The 24642-nt window shown below is 68.9% G+C and carries 19 protein-coding genes; 8 read left to right on the top strand and 11 right to left on the bottom strand.

Annotation, left to right across the window (positions count from 1 at the left end; genetic code table 11):
* The first annotated feature begins 60 nt into the window (after positions 1 to 60).
* Both ACFCV3_RS02650 and ACFCV3_RS02655 read left to right on the top strand, forming a co-directional pair.
* Positions 61 to 912, top strand: a complete 852-nt coding sequence (locus ACFCV3_RS02650; RefSeq protein ID WP_376025450.1) for an NAD(P)-dependent oxidoreductase — start codon at positions 61 to 63, stop codon at positions 910 to 912.
* The gene (locus tag ACFCV3_RS02655; RefSeq protein ID WP_376025452.1) at positions 909 to 1526 is read left to right on the top strand and encodes a VOC family protein; all 618 of its coding nucleotides are present in this window, start codon (positions 909 to 911) and stop codon (positions 1524 to 1526) included. The genes ACFCV3_RS02650 and ACFCV3_RS02655 overlap by 4 nt, the downstream gene beginning before the upstream one ends.
* A gap of 3 nt (positions 1527 to 1529) precedes the next feature.
* Here ACFCV3_RS02655 and ACFCV3_RS02660 read toward each other — a convergent pair whose 3' ends face one another.
* The 4 genes from ACFCV3_RS02660 to ACFCV3_RS02675 form a co-directional block, all read right to left on the bottom strand.
* Positions 1530 to 2873, bottom strand: coding sequence for an FAD-dependent oxidoreductase (locus ACFCV3_RS02660; RefSeq protein WP_376025453.1), 1344 nt, complete (start codon positions 2871 to 2873; stop codon positions 1530 to 1532).
* A 119-nt stretch (positions 2874 to 2992) separates the two neighbouring features.
* A complete protein-coding gene (locus tag ACFCV3_RS02665; protein WP_376025455.1) occupies positions 2993 to 3730 on the bottom strand; it encodes a peptide deformylase in 738 nt (245 codons plus the stop codon).
* A gap of 118 nt (positions 3731 to 3848) precedes the next feature.
* Entirely contained in the window at positions 3849 to 5420 is a 1572-nt protein-coding gene (locus ACFCV3_RS02670; RefSeq protein WP_376025456.1) for a sensor histidine kinase, read from the bottom strand.
* A gap of 1 nt (position 5421) precedes the next feature.
* The gene (locus ACFCV3_RS02675; RefSeq protein WP_376025458.1) at positions 5422 to 6099 is read right to left on the bottom strand and encodes a winged helix-turn-helix domain-containing protein; all 678 of its coding nucleotides are present in this window, start codon (positions 6097 to 6099) and stop codon (positions 5422 to 5424) included.
* 114 nt (positions 6100 to 6213) lie between these two features.
* On the opposite strand from ACFCV3_RS02675, the gene ACFCV3_RS02680 reads away from it, so the two are divergent.
* The 3 genes from ACFCV3_RS02680 to ACFCV3_RS02690 all read left to right on the top strand — a co-directional run bounded on the left by ACFCV3_RS02680 (position 6214) and on the right by ACFCV3_RS02690 (position 8399).
* On the top strand, positions 6214 to 6573 hold the full coding sequence (locus ACFCV3_RS02680; protein WP_376025460.1) for a hypothetical protein: 360 nt from the start codon (positions 6214 to 6216) through the stop codon (positions 6571 to 6573).
* 97 nt (positions 6574 to 6670) lie between these two features.
* A complete protein-coding gene (locus tag ACFCV3_RS02685) occupies positions 6671 to 7885 on the top strand; it encodes an MFS transporter (protein WP_376025462.1) in 1215 nt (404 codons plus the stop codon).
* 64 nt (positions 7886 to 7949) lie between these two features.
* Positions 7950 to 8399 (top strand): hypothetical protein, encoded by a 450-nt coding sequence (locus ACFCV3_RS02690; protein ID WP_376025464.1) that lies wholly within the window; start codon positions 7950 to 7952, stop codon positions 8397 to 8399.
* Here the strand turns inward: ACFCV3_RS02690 and ACFCV3_RS02695 are convergent.
* Positions 8385 to 11165, bottom strand: a complete 2781-nt coding sequence (locus ACFCV3_RS02695) for a BTAD domain-containing putative transcriptional regulator (protein WP_376025466.1) — start codon at positions 11163 to 11165, stop codon at positions 8385 to 8387. The two genes, ACFCV3_RS02690 and ACFCV3_RS02695, sit on opposite strands and share 15 nt — an antisense overlap.
* Positions 11166 to 11299: 134 nt before the next feature.
* Between ACFCV3_RS02695 and ACFCV3_RS02700 the strand changes: the two genes are divergently transcribed.
* Positions 11300 to 14077, top strand: a complete 2778-nt coding sequence (locus ACFCV3_RS02700; protein WP_376025468.1) for an AAA family ATPase — start codon at positions 11300 to 11302, stop codon at positions 14075 to 14077.
* A gap of 71 nt (positions 14078 to 14148) precedes the next feature.
* A complete protein-coding gene (locus tag ACFCV3_RS02705; RefSeq protein WP_376025470.1) occupies positions 14149 to 14487 on the top strand; it encodes a hypothetical protein in 339 nt (112 codons plus the stop codon).
* Here ACFCV3_RS02705 and ACFCV3_RS02710 read toward each other — a convergent pair.
* Complete coding sequence (locus ACFCV3_RS02710) at positions 14475 to 15221, bottom strand: SDR family NAD(P)-dependent oxidoreductase (protein WP_376025472.1); 747 nt, start codon at positions 15219 to 15221, stop codon at positions 14475 to 14477. The two genes, ACFCV3_RS02705 and ACFCV3_RS02710, sit on opposite strands and share 13 nt — an antisense overlap.
* Positions 15222 to 15299: 78 nt before the next feature.
* Between ACFCV3_RS02710 and ACFCV3_RS02715 the strand changes: the two genes are divergently transcribed.
* Complete coding sequence (locus ACFCV3_RS02715; protein WP_376025474.1) at positions 15300 to 15734, top strand: Rrf2 family transcriptional regulator; 435 nt, start codon at positions 15300 to 15302, stop codon at positions 15732 to 15734.
* Between the two features lie 325 nt (positions 15735 to 16059).
* On the opposite strand, the gene ACFCV3_RS02720 is transcribed toward ACFCV3_RS02715, so the two are convergent.
* From ACFCV3_RS02720 to ACFCV3_RS02740, 5 genes are all read right to left on the bottom strand, one after another.
* The gene (locus ACFCV3_RS02720) at positions 16060 to 18621 is read right to left on the bottom strand and encodes a YfhO family protein (RefSeq protein WP_376026436.1); all 2562 of its coding nucleotides are present in this window, start codon (positions 18619 to 18621) and stop codon (positions 16060 to 16062) included.
* 162 nt (positions 18622 to 18783) lie between these two features.
* Positions 18784 to 19974: a type III PLP-dependent enzyme gene (locus tag ACFCV3_RS02725; RefSeq protein ID WP_376025476.1), complete on the bottom strand. Its 1191-nt coding sequence runs from the start codon at positions 19972 to 19974 to the stop codon at positions 18784 to 18786.
* Positions 19971 to 21662, bottom strand: coding sequence for an IucA/IucC family protein (locus ACFCV3_RS02730; protein WP_376025478.1), 1692 nt, complete (start codon positions 21660 to 21662; stop codon positions 19971 to 19973). The genes ACFCV3_RS02725 and ACFCV3_RS02730 overlap by 4 nt, the downstream gene beginning before the upstream one ends.
* Before the next feature lie 108 nt (positions 21663 to 21770).
* On the bottom strand, positions 21771 to 23390 hold the full coding sequence (locus ACFCV3_RS02735; protein WP_376025480.1) for an IucA/IucC family protein: 1620 nt from the start codon (positions 23388 to 23390) through the stop codon (positions 21771 to 21773).
* Positions 23387 to 24580, bottom strand: a complete 1194-nt coding sequence (locus ACFCV3_RS02740; protein ID WP_376025482.1) for an acetyl-CoA carboxylase biotin carboxylase subunit family protein — start codon at positions 24578 to 24580, stop codon at positions 23387 to 23389. Before ACFCV3_RS02740 ends, ACFCV3_RS02735 begins: the two co-directional genes overlap by 4 nt.
* Between the last annotated feature and the right edge of the window lie 62 nt (positions 24581 to 24642).

Consider the following 24642-nt stretch of genomic DNA (forward strand, 5'->3'; position numbering starts at 1 on the left):
CCTTTGCTGGGGACCAGGTCGTGGTACCGGCCACGACCTGGTCCTCGATAGGTTCGGCGCATGGTTGAGGTGGGACTGGTTGGCGCTGGGCGGGTGGGGTTGCCGGTCGCGCGGCGGTTGAGCGCGGCTGGGTATGGGGTTCGGGTGTTCGAGGTTCGGCCGGAGGTGGAGGCACAGGTCCGGGCGTTCGGGGGTCGGTGGGGTGGGCCGGTCGACGAGGTCGACGTACTGGTGACGGTGTTGCCGGGGAGCCCCGAGCTGCGGGCGGTGATGCTGGGCGGGATGCTGGCGGAGCTGCGAGCTGATTCGGCGTGGGTGGATCTGACCAGTGCTTCGCCGGAGCTCGGGCGGGAGTTGGCGGATGCGGCCCGCGCGGTCGGGGTCGACTATCTGGAGGCTCCGCTAGGTGGTGGGCCGGAGGCGGCGGAGAGCGGGACGCTGACCGTGTACGCCGGTGGCGAGCGGGCGACGTTCGATCGGGTGCGGCCGGTGCTTGAGGTGTTCGCGGAGCGGATCAAGTACGTGGGCCTGCACGGCAGCGGCTATCTGGCCAAGCTGCTGATCAACCTCTTGTGGTTCAACCAGGCGGTTGCCGTGGGTGAGGTGCTTCGGCTGGGGCGGAGCGGCGGGCTCGATCCGCACAAGTTGCACGAGGTCCTGACGGACAGTCCGGCGGACTCGGTCTTCGTGCGGGACGTCGTACCGGCTTATCTGGCCGGGGACCTGCTGGCGACGTTCGGAATGGAGCGGATCGTCGAGGAGTGGGAGTCGATAGAGCAGTTCGCCCGGGCGAGCGACGTACCGGCGGCGATCACCGGATCGACGGCGGCGTTGTACCGGGAAGCCCTCGAGCACTTCGGGCCGATCGCCGGAGAACTACTGGGTATGAAGTACACAGGAGGAGAGCGATGAGTACCGAGCTGAAGCTTGAGGCGGTTGTGGTTCCGGTGGCGGACGTGGATCGGGCCAAGGGGTTCTACGCCGGTCTGGGGTGGCGGCTGGATGCGGACTTTGCCTTTGACAACGGGTTTCGGATCGTGCAGTTCACGCCGCCGGGGTCGCCGGCTTCGGTGCAGTTCGGTACGGCGGTGACGACGGCCGAGCCTGGTTCCGGACAAGGGTTGTACCTGGTGGTGGACGACGTCGAAGCGGCTCGGAGCGAGTTGAGCGAGCTGGGTGTTGAGGTCAGTGAGGTCTTCCACCCGGGTGCGCCGGGAGCGCAGTTCGAGCCGGGCATTGAGAACCGCACGGCAGGGCGGGATGAGAACAGCTACGGATCGTTCGCGACGTTCCAGGACCCGGACGGCAACACGTGGCTGCTGCAGGAGGTCACCACCAGGCTCCCGGGGCGCGTGACTGAGGCGACGTACACGTCGGTCGATGACCTCACGCAGGCGTTGCAGCGTGCGGCCGCCGCGCATGGCGAGCACGAGAAGCGGCATGGTGGTGAGTACGACGAGCAGTGGCCGGCCTGGTACGCGTCGTACATGGTTGCGGACCGGACCGGCCAGGAGCTGCCGGAGTAGGAGCTACTCGGAAGTGGCCGCGCGGAGCATGTCTTCGCGCGGAACGACCTTGATCCGCTCGCGGCCGTGGGGTTCACCGAGGGCGATCTCGTGGGCGTCGAGGCGGGCCCAGCCGTCGGCGTCGACGATGACGGCGCCGTTCGCCTTGAGGTGCTCGAGGATGGCGTCCGGGTCGGACACCTCGGGGCTTGGCAGGGTGTCGAGGTCGGCGAGCAGGCTGGTGATCGTCTCGGCCGCGTCGGACTTGGTGTGGCCGATCAGGCCGATCGGGCCGCGCTTGATCCAGCCGGTGACGTACATGCCCTCGAGCGGTACGCCGTCCAGGTCGAGCACCCGACCGCGGTCGTTGGTGATGACGCCGGCCTGGTGGTCGAACGGGAGCTCCGGCAGGTGCGACGACAGATACCCGACGGCGCGGTAGACCGCCTGCACCGGCGTATCGACGTACTCGCCGGTCCCCCGCGCGGTGCCGTCACCTTGGAGCTGCGTCTTCTCGGTGCGCAGACCCTCGACGCGGTCGGTGCCGAGCACCTCGACGGGCGCGTGGCACAGGTGGATGTGGATGCGGTGCGGCGCACCGGTCGGCTCGGCCTCGAGGTGCTTGAGCAGAGTGTCGACGACGAGCCGCGTGCTCTTGCTGGAGCTGATCGCAGCCTGGCTCGCCTCGTCGATCTCGAAACCCTCCGGGTGCACGATCACGTCCACCGACGGTGAGTGCGACAACTCCCGCAGCTCCATCGGCGTGAACTTGATCTGCGCCGGGCCACGCCGCGCGAAGACGTGGATATCCGTTGCCTGGTTGAGCTTCAGGCCCTGGTACACGTTGTCGGCGATCTCGGTGCTGAGCTGCTCGTCGGCCGGCTTGGCCAGCATCCGGGCAATGTCGAGGGCCACGTTGCCGGCCCCCAGTACGGCGACCTCACGCGCTTCGAGCGGCCATTCCCGCGGTACGTCGGGATGTCCGGCGTACCAGGAGACGAAGTCGGCGGCGCCGTGGTTGCCGGGCAGGTCGATCCCCGGGATGTCGAGCGGCCGGTCGGTGATCGCGCCGGTGGCGAAGATGACCGCGTCGTAGTGCCGGCGCAGGTCGTCCAGCTTCAGGTCGACGCCGTACGTGACGTTGCCGATGAACCGGATCCGCTCGTTCTGGAGCACCCGGTGCAGTGCCTTGATGATCTCTTTGATCCGCGGGTGGTCCGGTGCGACGCCGTACCGGACGAGGCCGAACGGCGCGGGCAGCCGCTCGATCAGGTCCACCTGGGCCCCAGGGTGCTCCTTGGTCACGATGTCGGCGGCGTAGATACCGGCTGGCCCGGCACCGATGACGGCGATGCGGAGATCCTTCACAAGCTGCGTCCCTCACATGGGCTCGAATGAGTTAGGTATACCTAACTTTAACGAGCGAACTGCCGCAGCCCGAGCCGGTTCCAGCCCTTGAGATTTATTTCACAAGGGCATTTTGTGTGCTAGTCGAGGTCGAAGCCGAGGGCTTCGGCTGCCCGGGTGGGGACGGGGTCGGCCCAGTTGGCGCTGTAGTTCTCGATCGTGCAGAGCGAACGGGTCTCGAGCTTGTCCACATAGACCGTGCCGCGGAGGTGGTCGGTCTCGTGCTGGACGATCCGGGCCTGCCAGCCCTCGAAGGTCTTGCGCTGGGTCGCACCGGCCGGGTCGAGGTACTTGGCGTGGACGGAGAAGTAGCGGTTCACCACTCCGGTGTAGCCGGGCATGCTCAGGCAGCCCTCGTAGAAGCCGCGGCGCCGGGGCCCGGCTGAGCGGTAGGTCGGGTTGATCGCCGCGAAGAACTCCAGCTTGTAGCGGTGCCGCGCTTCGGCGATCTCGGGCGGAACGGTCGCTGGGTCCTCCAGTACGGCGATCTGCACCGGTACGCCGATCTGCGGTGCAGCCACACCGACCCCGGGAGCCGCTCGCATCGTCCGCTGCATGAGCGCGATGAACTCGGCCAGGACGTTGTCATCCACCTGCCCGTCGAACGGTTCCGCGACCTGCCGTAGGACAGCGTCGCCGAGGGAAACGATCGGGGCCACACCGCCGTCGCCGTACTTCTCGACGAGCTCCTCGATCAGGTCCTTCACGGCAGGCGCATCGTTCATCGTGTGGTTGCCAACTCCTGAAGCAGTCTGGACGGAACCGGCCAGCGGCAACGCCGCGGCACCGGTGAGCAAGGTACGCCGGGTCAAGGCCATGCCCCCATTCTGCCCGGTGCTGTCGGCAAGGACATGTAGTAGTCGCGTGTGCGGGACGCGGCGCGGTGACGCCAGGCGGGAGCTGCGGTGTACGTAGATGGGTACTACGTGTTCTTAGCTACGCGGTCGGCAGGTGAAGGTCGAAGGAGGCGCCGCCGGCGGGGGAGGTGGTGACGGTGAGGGTGCCGCCGTGGGCCTGGGCCAGGTCGCGGGCGATCGCGAGGCCGAGGCCGGCGCCGCCTTCGTCGCGGCTGCGGGCGTCGTCGAGACGGACGAAGCGCTCGAAGATCCGCTCCCGATCGGCCTCCGGTACGCCGGGACCGTCGTCCTGCACCTGGATCAGAGCGTGACCGTCGGTGGAGCTGACGACGACCCGGATCTCCTGGTGGGTATGGCGTTCGGCGTTGTCGAGCAGGTTGCCGAGGATCCGGGCCAGCCGGGTTTTGTTGCCTAGGACAACTGGTTCGCCGGTGAGGTCGAGGCGGGCGGTGCGGCCGTCGATCGCGTCGCGGACCAGGTCGGCGACCTGGATGCGTTCCGGGTCGGGGTGGTCGCCGGCGTCGAGGCGGGCGAGCAGGAGCAGGTCGGCGGCGAGGTGCTGCAGGCGGACTGTGTCTGCGATCAGCTCGTCGAGCTCGAGTAGTTCGGGGTGCGCAGCGGCGACTTCGAGCTGGGTCCGCAGGGAGGCGATCGGGCTGCGGAGTTCGTGGGACGCGTCCGCGACGAACCCACGTTGCTGGGCAACCGAGGTCTCCAGCGCGGTCAACGTGTCGTTCGTCGTCCGGGCGAGGCGGGCGACCTCGTCGCGGGATTCCGGTACCGGGACGCGCCGGCGGAGGTCGCGTGCGGCGGTGATCCCGGCGAGCTCGGTCCGGATCGCCTCGACCGGTGCCAGCGCGCGGCGGGTGACCATCCAGGTGGTCAAGGCAACAACCGCCAGCAGCAACGGCAGCCCGATCAGCATCGTCCGGCTGACACTCGACACCGCATCCTGTGTCGTCGCCAGCTCCGCACCGGCCTGCACAGTCACCTCACCACCACCAGCGGGCAACGTCACCCTCAACGCGGCGAACCGATACTCCGCTGTCCGCCCGTCCACAGTCGCCGTCCCCGTCGAGTAGTTGGCGTCGCCCTCAGCAACCTTCCCCGGCTGGGGTTGCGGAGTGGGCGTGTCATCGTCGTCCGGATCCTCTCCCCCACGCCCCTTGTTGTCGTCGTCGCTTCCCTGGTCGTCCCCGTCATCGTCATCACTCGTGACCGTGGACGAGGGGGCGGGGGGCCGCGTCGCCGAGGATGCGGGCGGCGTGGTCGCGCCCGGCTTGCCCGCGGTGGCTGTCCCAGCCGGGTTACCGGAGGCAGTCGTCCCGGGCGGGTTGCCTGCGGGCTTCGCTGTCGGGGGCTGGACGGGGTGGCCGTCTACGGCGGTCAGCTTTTCGCTGGCGGCTAGGACTTTGCCGTTGGCATCAGTTATGCGGACGGGGCGTTCTTCGTCCAGGTCGAGTTTGGTGATGGCGGTGCCGCCGGCCAGTTGGCTGGCTAGTTGCTGGGCGGTGACTTCGGCCTGCAGCTCGGCTTGGCTGGCTAGGTTTGCGCGGAGGAGGAGTACGACGGCCAGGCCCGCGATCACGAGGGCGACGGCTACTACCGCGGTGGCGGCGACCGTGGTTCGGGTTCGGAGGGAGCCGCGCATGTCAGCCGCCGTCCCGCGCGAGGCGGTAGCCCGACCCGCGCACGGTGGTGATCGCCTTCCGCCCGAACGGCGTGTCCAGCTTCCGCCGGAGCGCGCTGACGTAGACCTCGATGATGTTCGGATCACCGTCGTACGCCGCGTCCCAGACGTGATCCAGGATCTGCGTCTTCGACACCACCTGCCCGGCGTTCGTGGCGAGATGCTCCAGTACGGCGTACTCCTTCGCCGTCAGCTCCACCTCGTCCTCCCCGCGGAACACCCGCCGCGCAGCCGGTTCGACGCGGAGATCGCCGAGCTCGATCACCGGCGACGCACCGCGAGTACGGCGCCGGAGCAGGGCGCGGATCCGAGCCAGCAGGACGACGTACGAGAACGGTTTGGTCAGGTAGTCGTCGGCACCGGTGTCGAGTCCCTCGGCCTCGTCGTACTCGCCGTCCTTCGCGGTCAGCATCAGGACCGGGACCTCCGATCCGGACGCGCGCAGGTCGGCGCAGACCCGGTAACCGTTCCGGCCGGGGAGCATGATGTCGAGCAGGATCAGGTCGTACTCGCCGCTCAGCGCCCGGTCCAGCCCGGTCAGTCCGTCGTACGCGACGTCCACCACGAATCCCTCGGCGACCAGCCCCTTCGCGAGCGAATTGGCCAGCCGTTTCTCGTCCTCGACGATCAGCAACCGCATGCCCCCAGCCTGACAGACCCACCTGAAGCCCGCTTCAGGTTGCTTCAGGACCGCTTCAGGCAGGGTCGGCACTGTGGTGGTCGTCAAGGAGTTCCCCGATCGAAAGGCCGCCTGATGAAGCGCCTCGCACTGACCCTGACCGCCGTTGCCGTGATCGCCGCCGGAGGCGTCGCCACCGCGTACGCCGTCCAGTCCGACGACAAGCCGGCCACCACCAGCCCGACCGCGAGCCCGTCGGCCGGCAACTCCACCGGCGTACCGACCGGCTCGCTGACCGCCGCGAAGGCGGCCGAGCAGGCGGTGAAGGACGTCCCGGGTGGCGTCGTGACCGATGTCGACTGGGACGACAGCAAGTGGGAGCTGGACGTGCACACGACGGCCGGCTGGCGTGAGCTGAGCTACGACGCCAACGGCAAGCTCCTGTCGAACCGCGCCGACAACAACTCGGACGACCGCGGCAACGACGACAACTGACGGAACGCCCCTCCCACGAGCCGGCCGAGCCCCCTCGGCCGGCTCGTACGGCGAGACGCCGGAGCACCGGTCGCCGGGAGCGGATAACGTTTGCACCGTGTTCGACCGGCCCGAGTCTGCACTGCGTGTCGTCGCCCGGTCGCCTTTCTACCGCGCGGCGTTCCTGTCGTTGCTGATCGCCGGGATCGGGATGTCGGCCGCGACTCCGCAGCTCACCCTCTTCCTGGTCCGCGACCTCGGTACGCCGCTCCCCGTGGCCGGCCTCTACTACGTCACCAACCTCGTCGCCCCGATCGCCGGCTACCTGCTCGGCCGGCTCTCCGACCGCAGCCACGACCGGCTCCGTCTACTCCGGATCTGCGCGGTCATCGGCACCGCCGGCTGGCTGGCGATGGCCTCCACCAACGCCGTCTGGCAGCCGTTCGTGATCAGTGTCGTCGTGCTCAGCATCGGCGGCGGCTCGATGGCCCAGCTCTTTGCCGCCTGCCGCGACGAACTCAGCCGCAACCCGACGAGAGCCGACAACCGCGTCGTCGCGACCGTCCGGATGGGCTTCACGATCGGCTGGATCCTCGGCCCGGTCCTCGGCAGCTGGTACGGCGGTGTCTTCGGACTCCGCTCGCTGCTCGTGGCGACCGCGGTGTGCGTGTTCGCCCAGATCATTCCGTTCGGCCGCCAGCGCATCGAGCGCTACCAGGCACCGACATCGCGCCTCCGATCGCCGGGCACGCGCGAGATCACCCACATGCTGCCGCTGCTCGCGTTCACCGCGCTGTGCGTGCTGGCGATGACCGGGGACACCATCAAGTTCGGCTATCTCCCGATCTACATGGCCGACGAACTGCACCTGTCCGACGCGGTCCGGGGCGCGGTGATCGGGATCCAACCGCTGATCGAGCTGCTGATGCTTCCCGTGGTCGCCCGGCTGGCCGACCGCTTCGGCGGACTCCCCGTGATGACCGGCGGCGTCGTACTGGGCCTGTGCGGCAATCTCGCCTTCGCCACCAGCACCGGTGTCGGCATGCTGTTCCTCGGCCAGGCCCTGACCGCGGGTCTCTGGGCCTGCGTCGCAGCAATCGGCGTCTCGATCGCCCAGGACCTCTACCCCGAAGGCGTCGGTACGGCGTCAGGTGTGTTCCTCGGCGCGATCCCGGTCGGATCCGCGATCGGTGGCGCGATCGGCGGTATCGGCGTCGCCGCGATCGGCCTCCCACAAGTCTTCTTCGTCCCGGCCGCCCTGACCACCCTCGCGGTCGGCGGCTTCGTTGCCCTCAGCATCCGCACGCGCCGGAGCGGTGCAACGCCGGTGTAACGGCGATGTCATGGCCTACGCCGAGGGTGGTGGCGAACCAGCCACTCTCGGGGAGGACCGAATCATGCAAGCCCGCACCATCATCGGTACGGCGTGCCTCGCGTCCGCCGTCCTGCTCACGAGCGCCTGCTCGACCACTGCACCGGAGGCGAAGGGCAGCACAGACTCGAACGGCGGAATCTCGAAGGGTGATCGGGCGGCCTTCTGTGCTGAGGCGGAGAAGTCGCTCGACGAAGCCGTCAAGGAGCTGGCCGACGACGAGACGACGACCGACGAGCAGGACCTCGCCCGCTTCAAGGACAAATCGGCCCGCCTGCTCGCCGTGGCGCCGGGCGATATCAAGCCGCTGATGCAGAAGATCTTCGAGCGCGAGGTCAAGGCTCGTGAGAACGGAACCCTGCGCGAACTCGCCGACGACAAGGACCACGAGGCCGACGGGGTGAAGTATTTCGAGCAACTGTCGAAGACCTGCCCGGACCTCTGGAAGGACCGCAGCCCCTCACCCGGAAAGTGAGACGAGCAGTTCGTCGGCGAGTTCGGTGAGGGAGTCGTCCCGGCTCGCGGCTACCACCGCGTCCGCGTCGGCTCCCAGGGCCGACCTCGCGGCTTCCTCGACCAGGTCCCGCGCCTCCAGTTCGTCGGCGATGATCAGCGGTACCCCCAGGCGGATCCGTTGGATGCCGGCCACGGTCAGGATCCGGAGGGCGGACCAATGCCGGCCGGCCGCCACCTCGAGACCCGCGACGAGCTCGACGATGTCGATGATTCCCTCGGTCAGGTCGATCTCGCGATACAACTGCAGCGCGTCCCGCAGCCGTTCGCGAGCCCGGGCCAGGTCGCCGGTGCGCTGGTGGACCAGACCTAGGTTGCCCAGTGTTCCCGCCTGGCCCCGCCGGTCGTCGATCCGCTGCCACAGCTCGACGGCCGCCTGGAATCGCTCCTCTGCCTCGGCCAGCCGGCCCAAGCCACGCAGCGCACCACCGGTGACGTTCATCGCGGTCCCCAGCAACCTGGGTTCGCCGACGAACTCGGCCAGTTCGGATGCCTGGAGGCCCAGCTCGAGCGCAGTCTCGAACTTGGCCAGGGCAAGGTTCGAGATGCACAACCCGACCAGCGTCGAGGTGCAGCCCAGGTCGTCGCCGAGTGACCGGAAGATCGCGAGAGCCTGCTCACCGAGCGCCAACGCACCGATCGCGTCGCCGCTGTTCCGCGTCAGCGAAGCCGTCGCCCGGAGCGCTACCGCGCGATCCCGCGGTGGCGCCTCCTCTTCGATCGCCAAGGCCCGATGCAACCAATTGCGCGCCTCCACGATCAGACGGCCGTGGCTCCACCAGTACCACCAGGTCGGTGCCGCGATGGCAAGCACGCGGTGCGCCTCGCCCGGCGTACTGAGTGACCACTCGACCGCTGATCGCAGGTTCGCTTCTTCCGTGCTCAGTTCCCGGACCAGGAGTTCGTGATCGGCCCCGCCGTACCGCTGGGTCCGGGCCGCGAGCTCCGCGCACCAGTCGGCATGCCGGCGGCGGATGTCGATTTCGTTGCCGTCAGCCTCCAGACCTTCGAGGGCGTAGTCCCGGATGCTCTCCAGCAGGCCGAAGCGATGGCCGCCGGGTTCGACGCTGATCGTGATCAGGCTCCGGTCGTGCAGGTCGGCCAGCATCGGCGCGACGTCGGCGGCCGCGATCGGCGGCTCGTTGCCACTGGCAACCTCCTCGGCGGCCTCCAGAGTGAACCCGCCGGCGAAGACCGCGACCCGGTGCAGCAGCGCCTGCCCGAGCGGGTCGAGCAGTGAGCAGCTCCAGTCGATGGCTGTCCGCAGGCTGCTGTGTCGGCCGCCGGCCGACCGTGCACCACCAACCAGCAACCGCAGCCGGTACTCGATGCGCTGCGCGATCTGCTCGACAGTCAACGTCCGGGTCAGACCAGCGGCGAGCTCAATCGCGAGCGGGTACCGATCGACCGCCGTACAGATCGTGTCGGCGACCTCGGCATCGTCGTCAGGCCCCAACCCACAGCGCTCCTGGAAGAGCCGGATCGCATCGGCCCGGCTGAGCGGACCGAGCGGCCGCACCTCCTCGGCCGAAACCCGGACCGGTCGCTGCGAGGTGATCAGCACCGAGACCCGATCGCCCTGGTCGGCAATGGCCATCAGCAGATCAGCAACCGGATCGAGGACGTGTTCGGCTCCGTCGAGCACGAGCAGCGCGCCGGCCAGCCTGGTCACGCAGAGCGGAAGGAGTTCGTTGCCCGCAGCATCGACATGGGTCGCCGCCGCAAGACTCGGCAGTACGGCGTCGCCACGCGACAGGCGGGTGAGATCCAGCCAGATCACCGGCCGCCCCGGATGGGCGACCAGGTTCGCGACCTCCCGGGCGAGCCGGGTCTTGCCCACGCCGGGAGCACCGGTCAGTGTGACGACGGCCGGTCTGCGCAACCGATCCAGCAAAGCAGTGACCTCGGCACCCCGGCCGATCATCGAGGCTCCCGGCTCGGCCACCTCCTCGACCGGGCGGACGTCCGGAACCAGCAGGGACGGATCCTGGCGGAGCAGACGTAACTCAAGTTCGAGAGTTGCCGGCGAGGGGTCGATACCGAGCTGATCGGCCAGCGCCCGGCGAAGATCGGACACCCGCGCCAGTGCCTCGGCCTGCCGTCCAGCGCGGTACAGGGCGACGACGGACAGCCCGACCAGGCGTTCATTCAATGGATTGCGGCGCGCGAGCTGGTCCACCTCGCTGACGGCAATGGTGCCGAGAGCAAGCTCCGCCTCGAGCCGGTCGGTCAGCAGATCGAGGTGCAGGCTCTCGAGCCGCGCCGCCTCGGCCGCGCCGTACGGCGTCTCCCGGACATCGGCGAACGCCGGGCCGCGCCACTGGGCCAGCGCCTCCGCCGCAGCCGCGGCGATCCGGCTCGGTTGACCACTCTTCCGGGCCGCCCGGATCGCCAGCAGCTCATCCTCGACTGCGAGCAGATCGGTCAGCCGCCCCTTGAGGGCATAGCCGTTCGGGGCACGGTGGACAGCGGCGGCGTGCGCACCCAGTGCCTTGCGCAACCGATAGATGAGGACCCGGAGCCGCTCGGTCGGCTTGTCGACCTGGCCCTCGCCCCAGAGATCGGCGGCCAGGGTTTCATCCGGTACGCCGTGGCCACGCGCCAGCGCCAGCCGGACCAGCAGCGCCCGCTCCAGCGCACGGTCGACGCGGAACGTCTCGTCGTGAACTCTCAACTCGGTCGGTCCGAGCACCCTCACCTCGAACTCGCCATCCCCCGATGGACTCATGCTCAGCACTCCCCCCAGCTCTGCCTGGCGCTATCGCATCTGAGCATGGCAGCGGGACCATCGTCCAGCACCCCAGTAAATCCCCCAGGAATCTGGGGTAGGGCTTGACCTGCACGATCAGGCAGACTGACACAGTGGGGACCCGAGACCAGCTTCTCGAGCGCGATCTCGAGCAAGCGGCGATCGCCGACGCGCGTGCAGCGGCAGCCGGCGGGCACGGCCAGATGCTCGTCGTACAAGGCGAACCGGGCATCGGGAAGTCGCGTCTCCTGGCCCAGGTACGGCGGCCGGGGCAGCGGATCTTCACTGCCCGCGGCACCGAATTCGAGCAGTGCGTTCCGTTCGGCCTCGTGGGGCAGCTGTTCGATCACGCCGTGCGCGATGCCGACGGGACAGCGCTCTCTGGGCCGGCGGCACAGGCGGCTCGGGTCTTCGATCCGGTGGCCGGTGAGCATGCGGCGGCCAATTCGGAGCTGGCCGTATTACACGGCCTCTACTGGCTGACGGTGAACCTCTGCGACAGCCCGATGGTGATCGTGATCGACGACCTGCAGTGGGCCGACCCGCCGTCGCTTCGCTATCTCGCCTACCTGCTCCCCCGCCTGCCCGCTCTGCCGTTACTCGTCCTCGCGGCCGTCCGGAGCGGCCGGGACGCCGACGGTCCGGAGGTACTGCGGCTCCTCGCGGACTCTGGTGTCCGAGTCGTCCGGCCCGGCCGGCTGTCGGCCGAGGCGACGACCGAGTTGCTGGACAGTACGTTCGGTGAGCCGTGTCAGCCGCGTTTCGCCCGGGACGCGTACGAGGCCACCCGCGGGAATCCCTTACTGGTGCGAGCACTGGCCGGCGCTCTACTGGACAAGAACGTTGCTCCTGTCGATCAGAATTCGGGCCTGATCCTCGCGCACGGGCACCGAACGGTCGCGCACCTCGTGACCGCTCGCCTGGCGGCTGCTGGTCCGGTGGCGACCGAGATCGCCCGCTGTCTCGCCGTCCTCGGCCAGCGCGCCGCCGTACCGCTCGTCCTACAGTTGGCTGCGCCGGACCGGCCGGAGGCCGCGGACGGTCTGGCCGGACTGCAGGCCGCCGGGCTCGTCGAGCTCGACGCCGGCCACGTGACCTTCACCCACCCCTTGGTCGGCGCTGCCGTCGAAGCCACCATCGATCCGGTCGACCTAGGTCGACGGCACGCGGCCGCAGCGAACGCGCTGCGCGCATCACGAGCCCCCGCGGAACACGTCGGCGCGCATCTCGCGAAGGCGCCGCGTGGTCTGGAGCCGGCCGCGGTCGACTGGCTGGAGCGGGCAGCGTCGTCGGCGTTGGCGCGGGGTTCGGTGGAGGGCGCGTTCGTATTTCTGCGCCGCTGTCTGGACGAATCGCTACCGGCCGATCGGCGGCGCGAGTTGCTGGTGACCGCTTCCGAGCTCGCGTTGCAGGTCGACCTCCAGACCGCCGCGGACCTGACTGCCGAGGCTCGGATCCTGACCGCGGATCCGGTGCAGCGCGCCCGGCTCGGGCTGCAGCTCGGGCGGGCCCGCGGGTACTTGCTGGATCCCGCCGAAGCCTTTGCGGCACTCGAGGAGGCGCGGGACGAGACCCCGGATTCGGCCGAGGATCTCCGACGGCAGATCGAAGCGACCTTGCTCGTCGGAGTGTTCGTCGTACCAGGTCGGCTGCACCTGCAGGACCGCGTGCCGGAGCTGGCCGCACTACCGAGCAGCGACGGCGTTGGCGCCAAGCTGCTGGCGGCCGTGATCGGTGCGCATCAGGCGGCTCAGTGTCTGCCGGCCGGAGTCGAGCGGGCCGCGGCGGCGCTGGCCGATGGTGAACTGATCCGGACATCGAATGGCGAGGGGCCGCTGGTCTGCGGCTGGTTCACACTGCTCGCTGCCGATGAGCGGCTCGCTCTGACCAGCCTGAACGAGGCGGTGGCGCAGGCACATCAGAACGGTTCGGTCCGATCGCTCGCCGCGGCGTACTGCTTCCGGGCGGCAGGTCACCTCTGGACCGGTCAGCTGAGCGATGCAGAGCAGGATGCCCGCGAGGCGCTGGAGCTGGCCCGCACCGGGCGGGTCGACATGGACCCCAGCTTCGCGGCCGCGTACCTCGCCTGGTCACTCGCCCATCGCGGCGACCTCTCGGCTGCCGAGGCAGCCCTCCGCGAGGCCGGCGTCCCGTACGCCGGCGTTCCCGACCGGCCGGTGTACTACGCGCTGACGGCCTGGGCCGAGCTCCTGCTGCTGAACGGCCGGCACAACGAGGCCCTGGCCACGGCCAGGCGAGCCGGGCAGGTCTGGCAGACGTTCGGATTCGCCAACCCCGCCTTGGCATCATGGCGTTCGGTGGCCGGGCTCGCGGCTCATGCGCTCGGCGATCGGGCGACAGCGATCGCCGTACTCACTGAGGAGCTTGAACTTGCCGAGCGTTGGCAGGGCACTCGGGCGTTGGGACGTGTACGACGCAATCTCGGGCTCGTGCTCGATGACGGCGAACTGCTCGCCGCGTCGGTGGCCGTGCTCACGGACAGTCCAGCCAAGCTCGAGCTGGCGGCATCGCTGCTCGAACACGGCGCGTACCTCCAACGAACTGGCCAGCGGATGGACGCTCGCGACCAACTGAGCCGCGCTCTCGACCAAGCCGAGGCCTGCGGAGCAACACCACTCGCCGACCGGGCCCGCTCGGAGCTCACTGCGGCCGGCTTCCGCCCCCGCCGCAACCGCCTCACTGGACGGGCCGCCCTGACCGCCAGCGAACTTCGGGTAGCCGAGCTAGCGGCAGCCGGGGCAACCAATCGGGAGATCGCCCAGGACCTGTTCCTCACCGTGAAGACGATCGAGCTGCACCTCTCCAGCACCTATCGCAAACTAGGCATCGCCAGCCGAGCAGCCCTGCGAGACGGCTTGCTGACGGGCTAGCGAGTTCCCGATGGGGCAGCGTTGGGGGAAGCGGGCGCCGAAGGGTGCGGGACTCTCGTAGGTTGACCCTCATGATCGGACTGGCGATTGCCGTCGCTTGGTTGGGGTTTGTGCTGCACAACGTGGCGGATCTGCCTGGGCAGACGTTGCTGAGTGCGGAGACGCTGTATCCGTCACTCGTGTACGTCGTTCTGATCGGCGTACTGCGGTGGTCGGCCTGGCCGTTGTTCGGGTGGGCGGTACTGAACGGGGTCGGCGGCGGTGTGCTGAGCGTCCTGCCGTTGCCGTTTCTGCCGTTCGACCCGGTGCAGAGTTTCCACCATTACTCGTTCCACATCATCTACACGGCAACCCAGATTCCCCTTGCTGTACTGGCGTTCCGCCGGGCCCGGAGCCCTCAGGCGTTGTAGCCCCCGTGGGCGTCGAGGACGGCGCCGGTGACGTAGGTGGCGGTGGGGCCGGCCAGGAAGCCGATGGCGGCGGCGATCTCATCGGGGTGGCCGACGCGCTGGATGGAGAGTCCGGCGAGGAGGGCCTTCAGTACGGCGGGGTCGGCGGCCATGCCGGTCTCCATCAGGCCGGCCTCGACGACGTTCGCGGTGATGTTGCGGGGGCCCAGGTCGCGGGCGGCGCCGAGGGTGTAGCGCTCGATGCCGGCCTTGGTGGCGGCGTAGTCGGCCAGACCGGGAAGGCCGACGCGGGTGCCCAGGCCCGAGCTGATCGTGACGATCCGGCCGTTGTCGCGGAGGACCTTGGCGGCGGCACGGATGACGGCGATCACGCCAAGGTAGTTGATCGCGTGCATCCGGTCGAGCGCGGCGGTGTCCGCTTCCGGGTCGTCGACGCGGAAGTTGACACCGATCGCCGCGTTGTTCACCAGGATGTCGAGGCCGCCGTACGCCGCAACGACCTGGTCGATCAGCACCGGCGCCTGACTCGTGTCGGCGTGATCGACCTGGAACGCGACCGCCTTCGCCCCGAGCGCCTGCACCTCGTCGACCACACTCTGAGCCAGCGCCGCCGAACTCACGTAGGTGAAGGCGACATCCGCACCCTGCCCGGCCAGCAACCGGACCGTCGCCGCGCCCAACCCTCGGGACCCACCAGTGACCAACGCGACCTTGCCTGCCAACGGCTTACTCATACCCAACTCCTCAGTCGTAACAAGAATGGTTACTTCAGTCTCAAGGTAACATACTTGGTTACGACGTCAAGGAGGATCATGAGCGCAAACAGCAGGCTGACCATCGCGGCGCACGCGCTGGCCTGGATCGGTCTGTACCAGCGCCAGGGCCACGAGGTCGCCACCTCCGAACAGATCGCCGGCAGCGCGAACACGAACCCGGTCGTCATCCGCCGCCTGCTCGGCGAGCTCCGCGCGGCCGGGCTGGTCGAGTCGCGCCGGGGTGTCGGCGCCGGCTGGTCCCTGACCCGCGACCTCGAAGCAATGACACTGCTCGACGTGTACGACGCGATCGAACCCGGCCCCCTCTTCGCCCTGCACCGCGCCGACCCCGACGAAGGCTGCGTCATCGGCCACGGCATCCAGCCCGCCCTGCAGGACGTCTACGCCGGCATCGAATGCACCGTCCGCACCGAACTCAGCAAAACCACCCTCGAAGCCGTCCTCCAAGCAGTCCTAGCAGTCCCCCGCTGACCCCTCACAGTCCAGGCGGTCCGCCCCGCCTCCAGCGGGAGAGCCTCCGCACGAGCCGGTACGACGTCGAGCACGGTTCAACCATCCGCGCGCCCGAACGGCGGTTGATGCGTGCTCAAGGTGGCTGCTGTCCTGCGATCTCGGGTTCGCAGGCTGTCCCGCGCGTTAGCCGATGGATTTTCGTCACCGAGTCCCCAAAATCCATCGGATAGCGCACATCTCGAGCCTCACAACCGGTTGGGGGAAGGGGACTCGGCGACCCTGTTCGTTGCGGGTTTCCCTTGGGGTCCGAGTATCCGGAGACGGGGCCTCCGGGTTTCGGGTGTTAGGGGGTCAGGGGTTCGGCAGGTGGGTCCGAAGGGGGCGGACCTGCCGGGGCTGCAGGGGGACGTAGCCGGCGGCGGCGGAGGAACTCCAGTACGACGACGGTTAGCAGGAGCATGCCGAGGCCACCGGCGCCCACCAGCAGGCCGAGGCGGAGGCCGGCTGGGTGGTAGGTGCAGGCGAGCTTGGTTGAGGTGGGGCCTACTGGCATTGCCATCAGGCCGGCCATTTGGGTGGGTTTGCGCCAGGGCTGGTTGTCTACCTGACAGCGCCAGCCTGGGGTTCGGACTACGCCCATCACGACGAGGCCTCGGGTGCCGGGGTTGAGTTTGACGTCGATGTTGTGACCGCCCACGTGGACCTCGGCGGGCTGGTTCTGCCGGAGGGTGGCGACTGCGGCGTCTAGCTTGGTCCGGTCCAGGCAGCCGATCGGGCGGTCCGGCAGGTTGGTGGGCTCCGGGACTCGGAGCTTCACGTCCACCAGGCCGCTCGGCCCCGCCGTGCTGACCCGGCGGACCGGGGCGCCGCGGAAGATGCCGGGTCGCTTCGCGCCGGTGGTGAGGCTGATCGTCCATTTGCGTCCGTCCACGAGGACGTCGCCGACGAACTCGGGCCCGAACAGGTACACCTCGTCACCCGGCCGGCAGCGGGCGGTGAGGCGGAACTCGCCTGCCTTCTTGAGGCCGATCGGGTGGTTGATCGTCAGCACGCCCGGCCGCTTGTCGCTGACGGTGACCGGGGAGCCCTCGTCGACGTACGCGCGCAGCTTCGGGGTCGTGTACACGCCGGCACCGAGTGCGGTCTCCTGCAGACCGTACGGCGCCCCGAGCTGCGAGACCCACGGTTTCAGCGGGCGCACTGTGACGAAGGGCGCGACCTGGCTGCGCGCGAGCTGCAGCTCGCCCTTGGGGTTCAGCGTGAGCCGCGCACCGACCGAAAAGACCGCGTCGACCACCGGGTTCACCGGGTCGACGATGGAGCGTCCGAACGCCGAGTAGCCGAAGCCGAGGTTGAGGAGCTCCTGAGTGAGCTCGTCCGGAATCGTCGAGCTGTAGTACTCCGGCCCCTCACCGCCGATCAGCATCGGATCGTTGACCGTGGTGAACGCGCCGGGCGCGACCCGCTGCCGCGGCCAGTCGTTGTCCCCCATCACCAGCGCCCGGGCGGTCTCCTGCCGAGCCGCCCAGGCCCGTCCGGTGTGGTACTTCTCGCCGCGATGCGCCTCGATCGCGTACGACGAGGCGCCCGACTCGACCAGCACCGCGGTCACGAGCACGGCCGCGGCGATCCGCCGTACCGGGAGTGTCGGCTTCCACCGGGTGACGACCCACGCCCCGATCGCCAGCGCCCCGACCACCGGTACGGCGACGGCCGTGACCGCGGTCGACGTCCAGTTGTTCCAGGCGAAGGCGTACAGCGCCGCGAGGAAGACGGCCGGGATGACGACGGTCGACCACTTGGTGATCCCGGTGGCCACCGACATCCAGCCCGCGATCACGATCAGCCCGGCGATCACGAACGCCTGCCGGTACGGGTTGCCGTTCGGTACGTCGAAACCGTGCCAGATCAGGTGGGTGATGGTGAGCTGCATGCTGGCGATGGCCAGCAGGATCGCCACCGACCAGACGATCCGCTCCCGGAGTGCAATCTTCCAGTTGAAGGGGAAGCTCAGCGCGAGAAGCAGCAGCAGGGTGCCGACGGCCAGGCTCGGAGTCTTACCGACGCCCTCGGATCCCGGCAGCAGCCGGCCGAAGAAATAGAGATAGCCGATCGGGTGGAAGGTCTCGTCCGGGCTGGGCCGCGCGTAGCCGACCGATTTGAAGGTTGGCACCAGCAGCGGTGCCGACAGCGCGATCCCGATCACGACCACGACCAGGCAGCGCACCGCGCCACCGATCCGGCGCAGCCACGCGCCACCCTCGGGATCGCCCAGCACGCGCGCGATGACCACGATCGCGGCCCCCAGCGAGGCCATGTAGACGGTGTAGAAGTGCGAGTACCAGAACAGGGCGATGACGAACGGCGAGACGATCATCGACGGCAGTGAGCGCGACTGCCAGACCCACTCGCAGAGCAGGCAGATGACCGGGAACGCGATCAGGCCGTACAGCCAGCCGGTCATGTAGCCGCCGTCGTCGAACGCCCACCCGCAGGTCCCGTACGAGACTCCGGCCAGCGCCGCCACCCAGGCCGGACCGCTCGGGCGCAACTTCCGCAGGTACGCCGTCATCGCCGCCGCCGCGCACGCGATCGCGGTCACCGAGATCACGTACAGCGCCAGGTCGATCTTGTCCCGCGGGAACAGCAGCACGATCCAGGACAGTGCGGCCCCGTTGTAGGCCATGAAGTCGCCGATGTACGGGACGCCGTACCCGCTGGACCAGTTGAAGAAGAAGTCGCCCGGCCCGGCCCCGGTCAGGATGTCGCGCAGGTGGGCGTGCATCGGGATGAACTGCTGCCCGAGGTCGAGGATGTTGCGCGGGATCGACCCGAACGGGTAGCTGCCGCGGATGATCCCGCCGGCGAGGTACGCCGCCGCTGCTGCCAGTGCCGCCAGCGGCACTGCCAACCACCCGCGCCCTCGCCCCCGGGCTGCCGCCATCAGTTTCATTCCCTCACTCGTGACCCCGCAACGCCGTCCGACCTTATCCGAGAGCCCGGCCCACGGAGGAAAGTTGCCCTGCACAAGCAGGTGTTCCCCTTCGGGAACCCGCGGTAGACCAGTTCAGATCCAGTAGAACCCTGGGTGCGGATGCATCAGGAACTCGTGGTGCGAGATGTTCCAGGCATAGGCACCCGACATAGCAAACACCACCCGGTCCCCGGCCCGGATCACCGGGACCGGAATTCCCTGTGCCAGCAGGTCTTTCGGCGTACACAGCTGACCGGTCAACGACACCCGTCCGGAGGCCTCCGGACGCGGCCAGGGATGCGACCACTCCTCGACTGGTACGACGGTGAACGGCTGGTCGTGGCCCTTGGTCGCCGGGGTCCGAAGGTGATGTGTACCACCCCGGACCACGCCGAACGGCTCACCCTGGCTCACCTTCACGTCCAGGACCTCGGTCGCATAGAACCCGCAGTACGCCGTGAGCGCGCGTCCTGGCTCGATCCGAAGCCGCAACTCCGGTCGGCGGTCGAGCAGCTTGCGCAGGCCGTCACCGAACTCGGCCCAGTCGAACCGCGCCGACGGATCGGCGTAGTCGACCGCCATCCCGCCGCCGACGTTCACCTCCTCGAACCGCAGGCCGTGCCGCCCGGCCAGCGCGGCCGACCAGTTCACGATCTGCTCGGCCACCGCGAGGTGCTCGGCCGCACTCAGCCCGCTGCCGAGGTGCGCGTGGATCCCGCGCAACCGGAGCTGCCGCCCGATCGGACCAGCCAGCAGCTCCAGCGCCCGCGCAACATCGGCCGGATCGAGCCCGAACGGACTCGGCCGCCCGCCCATCGCGAGGGCGACCGACTCCAGCGAGCCCTCCGCCACCGGGACGTTGACCCGCAGCAGTACGTCGACCTGCTGGTCCGGCGCACTGCCCAGCGCGGACGCCAACTGGTAGAGCTCCTGCACGCTCTCCAGATGCCACCGGTGGATGCCGGCCGCGACCGCGGCAGCGATCTCGGCCGGCGTCTTGCCCGGTCCACCGAAGGCGAGCGGCGCGCCGGGCGCCACCTGACGCACGTGAGCCAGCTCGCCTGCACTGGACACCTCGTAGCCGTCGACCGCAACCCGCACTGCCTCCAGTACGGCGGCGTCCGGGTTCGCCTTGGCCGCGTAGTACAGCTCGACCTCCGTCGGCAGCGCCGCCCGGACCATCGCCGCATGCGTGCGCAGCGCACCCAGGTCGTAGACATAGGCAGGCAGCGCATCGGCCGGCAGACCGGCCACGAACTCGCCGACGTTAGGGGGCACGGTCACCGATCAGCCGCCGCTGCGAGGACGGACTCGGCGATCGGCGATGGCAGCCGAACGTAGCCGGCACTCCGGTCCGGCAGCCGGCCCCACCGGGTCAGCATGTTGGTCTTCGCAGGCAGCGGCACCCCCGCCAGTAGCGCGGCCAGCAGCGACGGGCAACCGTTCTGGTCGGCGTACTCGGCGATCACCGCACGCACCTCGGCCCACAGCCGGCCCTCGAGCGCGGGGCTCAGGTCGGCGACCGCGCCGAGCAGGTCGGACACGTGGTTCACGAGCAGGCAGTAAACGACCCGGTCCCAGCCGCGCTGAGCGTCGTACGTCATCGGACCGGCGACAGCCACAGGCAGACCCGCGAGCGTCTCGGTGTGCCGCTCGTCGACGAGCTTGGTGCCTTCCAGATCACGGAAGAGCACCTGCACCGGCTGGTTGTTCGCGTCGACGCCGATCAGCACATTCTGCAGATGCGGCTCCAGGACCACCCCGTGGTCGAGGTACGCAGCCAGCACCGGCGGGATCAGCAGCCGCAGGTACGCCGCCCACCAGGACACGATCTCGGCGTCGTCGGCTCCGTCGAGCAGGTGCGAGATGTGCGCAGAGCTGGTCGCATACTCGTCAGCCACTGCACCGGCCATCAACGGCGTCACACCAGGACGCAGTACGTCGCTCAGCCCGGTCCGCACGATCAGCCCGAACCCCTCGAAAACCGCGACATCGGCAGCACCGTCCGCACCCGGCAGAGCGAGCGTGCGGAACGCGGGCTCCCGCAGTACGGCGGCACCTGGGAAACGAACCGCGAGGTCGTCCAGCACGGGTGCGAGCAGCCGGGTGAGCGCCACCGCACCGGTCATCTCGTACGCCGCGTTCTTGCGCAGGCAGTTGGTGATCCGGATGTTCAGGCTGAACTTCAGGAACGCATCCGGACCGGCCAGCGTGCGGACCGAGGAGGTCGCCGTGAACGGGACGCCGCCGGTGCCGAGGTCGATGACGTCACCACGCTCGACCGCGGCCTGGTAGAGCGGGTTGATCCGCATCATCGAGAACTGCCACGGATGCGCGGGCAGCAGCCGATAGCCGTCCGGGACCTCACGCAGGCCGTCGACGAGCGCAGTGATCTCGGCGTCGAGGCTCTCCTCGGCGAGCAGCTCCGCACGGACCGCGAGGTACCGCAGCTGGAAGGCGGCCCGCGACTCCGGCCCGTACGCGGCCCAGTCGTCGCGGTTCTCGGTGCGAGCCTTCGGTGCCGGGTGGAAGCGGTGCCCGAACAACATCGCCTGCTCGGACTCGAGGAAGCGGTCCGGACCAGCAGGCCGGGTCCGGGTCAGTCCGCGGCTGACACCTTCGTGGCTGGACTCGATCTGCGGGAGAAACTCCTCGTTCTCGAAACCACTGCGCAGAGCGAGCTCACGCCGTACGTGATCAGCCAGCTCGCGCCAGGTCAGCTCGGCGCCACTCTCCTCGAACACCGGCCCGGTGAAGCGGTGCGCCCCGATCAACGCCGTACGGCGAAGCTCGACGCGCAGAACAACTCCCGCGCGTGGCAGTCGCAGGAGCAGCCAGCCGTCGTCGACAGCGCTCTGGCGCTCCGGACCGGAGACCTCACGCAGCAGGCAGTTGAGCAGGGTGTGTGCGACCACATGGTCGGCACGCGGTACAGCGGTCGCAGCCGGGGGAAGGGACTGCATGACAGACATATGTGACTCCGAAGTCGTACGGGGACGAATGAGCAACGTGGCGGAAACGGCTGTGACCAAGGCGGCGACCGCTGCGACCCTGGAAAGGAATTCGACGGTACCGGACGGTCACTGCGCGAGTCGCAAGTAGTTGGGCCCGGTCGTGTAGTGCTTGTTGATATCCGCGGCTCCGGAACGCTGCTTGCTCAGCAGCGTGCCTGCGGTGACCATCGCCTTGACCGGCAACCGGTCCGCGTCGACCAGGTTGGCTCTCAGCGAAGCGCCGTCCGGGCCGAGCCGATCGATGGCCTCGACGAGGCGGGCGCGCAGGATGCGGAGCATGTCCCGATCTCCCAGCGCGAAGGCGAGTGACGCCGTACAGAGGTGCACGGTGATGGTGGTGAAGAGGTCGGTAAGCGCCCGGTCGTCATCGCCGAACATCCGCGGATCGGTGAAGTCGCCGCGGTCCGCACAGCGCTGCCGGTTGATCCGGAGACCGTCATTATCCTTGTACAGCAGGCGAATCCTCGTCTCACCATCCACACGGTCGAAGATCACCGACGTGTTCTGCTGATGCGATTCGAGCGCGATCCCGTAGCCGAACAACGTGGTCTGCCAATCGAGCACCAGCCTGACGAAGGCGTCGTACAGGTTGAGGACGTTGCCTTCGTAGAAGCGATCGGCCAGGTGATCGATGACGCGTCGCCCGCTCGGAGCCTGCGCCGCGAAGGCGGCCAGTGGGACGACGAGCGCATCGTCCAGGTCGTCGGGATAACGACGGAGCAGTACGGCGAACAGTTCGTGGCCGCTCTCGTAGTACGTCTGCTCGTCCGCGTTCAGGATCGTCGTCAGGAACCGGGGCTCGTGCGCGATCACGTCGTGCATCAGACGCTCCCCCGCGGCACCGTCGACGAGCACACCGGCCTTGATCGTCCGCCGGTTCCGGGCACCGAGTGTGGCCGTTGCTATCGGCAACTTCAGGTGGCAGCGCGGGTCCTGGACGACGGCCACCGTGCGGGTCGACAACGTCGGTACGACGTCGAGGTACGGAATCGGACCGAGGACGCCGTCGACGACCTCAGTCAGGGGATGGATCGGAAGGGCCGTGTGGTCGGTCAGCTCGGGCAGGCCGATATCGGCCACCGTGGGCCACCACTGCGGCCAGTCCGCCTTGGTCGGCCCCGGTACGGCGACCCACCGCAGCTTGAAGGTCGGGTGGAATTCAGGGGTGTACGCGCGCACCTGCTCCGGTGTCAGCCCGATGCGTCCCCGCGCGGTCGGGTAGACGGGGTGATCAAGGAACGCGGCCAGGGTGTCGAACCCGAGCGAGCTGCCCAGACCGGTCCACTCGGTCGGATCATCGCCGTACCGCTCCGCGAGACCAGCCAGGACGTCGGCCTGGACCTCGTCGTGCAGCTCCATCGTGGCGAGCGTCTGCCGGCATTCGTCCGCGAACGTGTCGTACCCACCGCGATCCTCGGGATCGGCCAGCTCCCGCAGTGCGGCCAGGATGTCGTCGAGCGTGGTCAGCTCGGTGCCGTTGACCTCGAGCAGCGGCCGGCGAGCGCCGTACTCGGCCTGGAAGTTGTCCGCGGCGACCGCGACGGCCAACAGCCGACCGCCGAGATCCAGCTGGAGCCAGGGCCCGTCGTCCATCGCAACCAGCAGGCTGCGGGTGCGCAATCCGAGCACGTCTTCCCGGATCAACGTCGACAGAACACGCAGCGCCAACGTAGTAGCCGCGCTCACTCCGAGATCTCCCACACCTGGTCGCGGACGAACTCCTCCGCGATCCGCTGCAGCGCCGCCTGGTCCGGGCCGATGCCCTGGATCACGCCGAGGTAGTCGCGGTTGGTGCGGTAGTACGGATGCTCCGCGCCGACCTCACGGAAGCTCCGGTACGACAGCGCAATGCCGTCGACCACGCGATCGAACGGCTCCGGGGCCGCGGTCAGCGTCCCGGCCCGGTCGGCACAGATGTAGAGGCTGTACGACGTCTGCCCGGTGCGCGCGCCGAGATCCGCGGGCAGCGGCTCCCCGAGGTGGACCCGCAGCACGTGCTCGAAGTACGGGATGCCGAGGATCTGCTCGAGCGCGAGGTCCATCCGGTCGCCGATCGCGCGGTAGTTGACCTCGATCAGCCGGGCGCGGCCGTCGGCCTGGACGACGAACTCGGTGTGACAGGCACCGAACCCGACCCCGAGCGCGTCGAGCTGGGTGAGCACCTGATCGGTGACTGCCTGCGGGTGGGCCCCGACGAACTCCAGCGACAACTCGATGAACTCCGGCGGCTCGGAGATCGCCGTACGGAAACCGCCGATTACCTGGCGACTCGTGCCGTCGCCCAGCGTCTCGAGCGTGCGCAGGTCACCGGCCAGGAACTCCTCGACCAGCAGTACGGCGCCGGGCCGGCGTTCCTGAACCTCTGCGGCGAACTGGGTCAGTGCGGCGAGGTCCTCGACCAGCACGACGTCCTCACTCGCGACGCCCTCGCGGGGTTTGACCACACACGGGAACGGGATGTCCGTCAGCGTCGCCGGGTCCTGCCCCTGCGCGAGCTCAGCCGCCCAGACGGTGTCGAGACCGGCGGCAGTCAGACAGCGCCGGGTCTCCGCCTTGTTCTTGGCCCGGTACGCCGCCCGCCAGTCCTTCCCCGGAAGACCGAAGTACTGCGCGGCCAACGCCGCCTGCGTCTGCAGATGATCGCTGTTGGTGAAGACCGCGGCCGGCTGCCGGGAGATCTCGCTGATCACCTCACGGAAGTCCCGGACGGCACAGTGCCGAAGCTCCGGCGGCTGCGAAAACCCCTTGTAGGCCTCGCGATGCGCGTCGACAGAGTCCGTCAGCACGATCACGTCGAGACCGAGCCGCGCAGCCGCCGGCAAGAACCCTTCAGTGACGGAGTCGGTCGGATTGAGGGCGAGCAGGTACAGCCGCATACCTTGATCTTCTTCGGTAAGGCTACCCTTAGTCAATCCGACCGGCGAGAGCTCCGTCACGC

It is taken from the genome of Kribbella sp. NPDC056345 (assembly GCF_042262745.1).
Classification (GTDB): domain Bacteria; phylum Actinomycetota; class Actinomycetes; order Propionibacteriales; family Kribbellaceae; genus Kribbella.

Coding starts and splice junctions, on each gene's coding strand:
- ACFCV3_RS02650 (WP_376025450.1), top strand. CDS start 61: ATGGTTGAGGTGGGACTGGTTGGCGCTGGGCGGGTGGGGTTGCCGGTC.
- ACFCV3_RS02655 (WP_376025452.1), top strand. CDS start 909: ATGAGTACCGAGCTGAAGCTTGAGGCGGTTGTGGTTCCGGTGGCGGAC.
- ACFCV3_RS02665 (WP_376025455.1), bottom strand. CDS start 3,730: ATGGCCTTGACCCGGCGTACCTTGCTCACCGGTGCCGCGGCGTTGCCG.
- ACFCV3_RS02670 (WP_376025456.1), bottom strand. CDS start 5,420: ATGCGCGGCTCCCTCCGAACCCGAACCACGGTCGCCGCCACCGCGGTA.
- ACFCV3_RS02675 (WP_376025458.1), bottom strand. CDS start 6,099: ATGCGGTTGCTGATCGTCGAGGACGAGAAACGGCTGGCCAATTCGCTC.
- ACFCV3_RS02680 (WP_376025460.1), top strand. CDS start 6,214: ATGAAGCGCCTCGCACTGACCCTGACCGCCGTTGCCGTGATCGCCGCC.
- ACFCV3_RS02690 (WP_376025464.1), top strand. CDS start 7,950: ATGCAAGCCCGCACCATCATCGGTACGGCGTGCCTCGCGTCCGCCGTC.
- ACFCV3_RS02695 (WP_376025466.1), bottom strand. CDS start 11,165: ATGAGTCCATCGGGGGATGGCGAGTTCGAGGTGAGGGTGCTCGGACCG.
- ACFCV3_RS02705 (WP_376025470.1), top strand. CDS start 14,149: ATGATCGGACTGGCGATTGCCGTCGCTTGGTTGGGGTTTGTGCTGCAC.
- ACFCV3_RS02710 (WP_376025472.1), bottom strand. CDS start 15,221: ATGAGTAAGCCGTTGGCAGGCAAGGTCGCGTTGGTCACTGGTGGGTCC.
- ACFCV3_RS02715 (WP_376025474.1), top strand. CDS start 15,300: ATGAGCGCAAACAGCAGGCTGACCATCGCGGCGCACGCGCTGGCCTGG.
- ACFCV3_RS02730 (WP_376025478.1), bottom strand. CDS start 21,662: ATGTCTGTCATGCAGTCCCTTCCCCCGGCTGCGACCGCTGTACCGCGT.
- ACFCV3_RS02740 (WP_376025482.1), bottom strand. CDS start 24,580: ATGCGGCTGTACCTGCTCGCCCTCAATCCGACCGACTCCGTCACTGAA.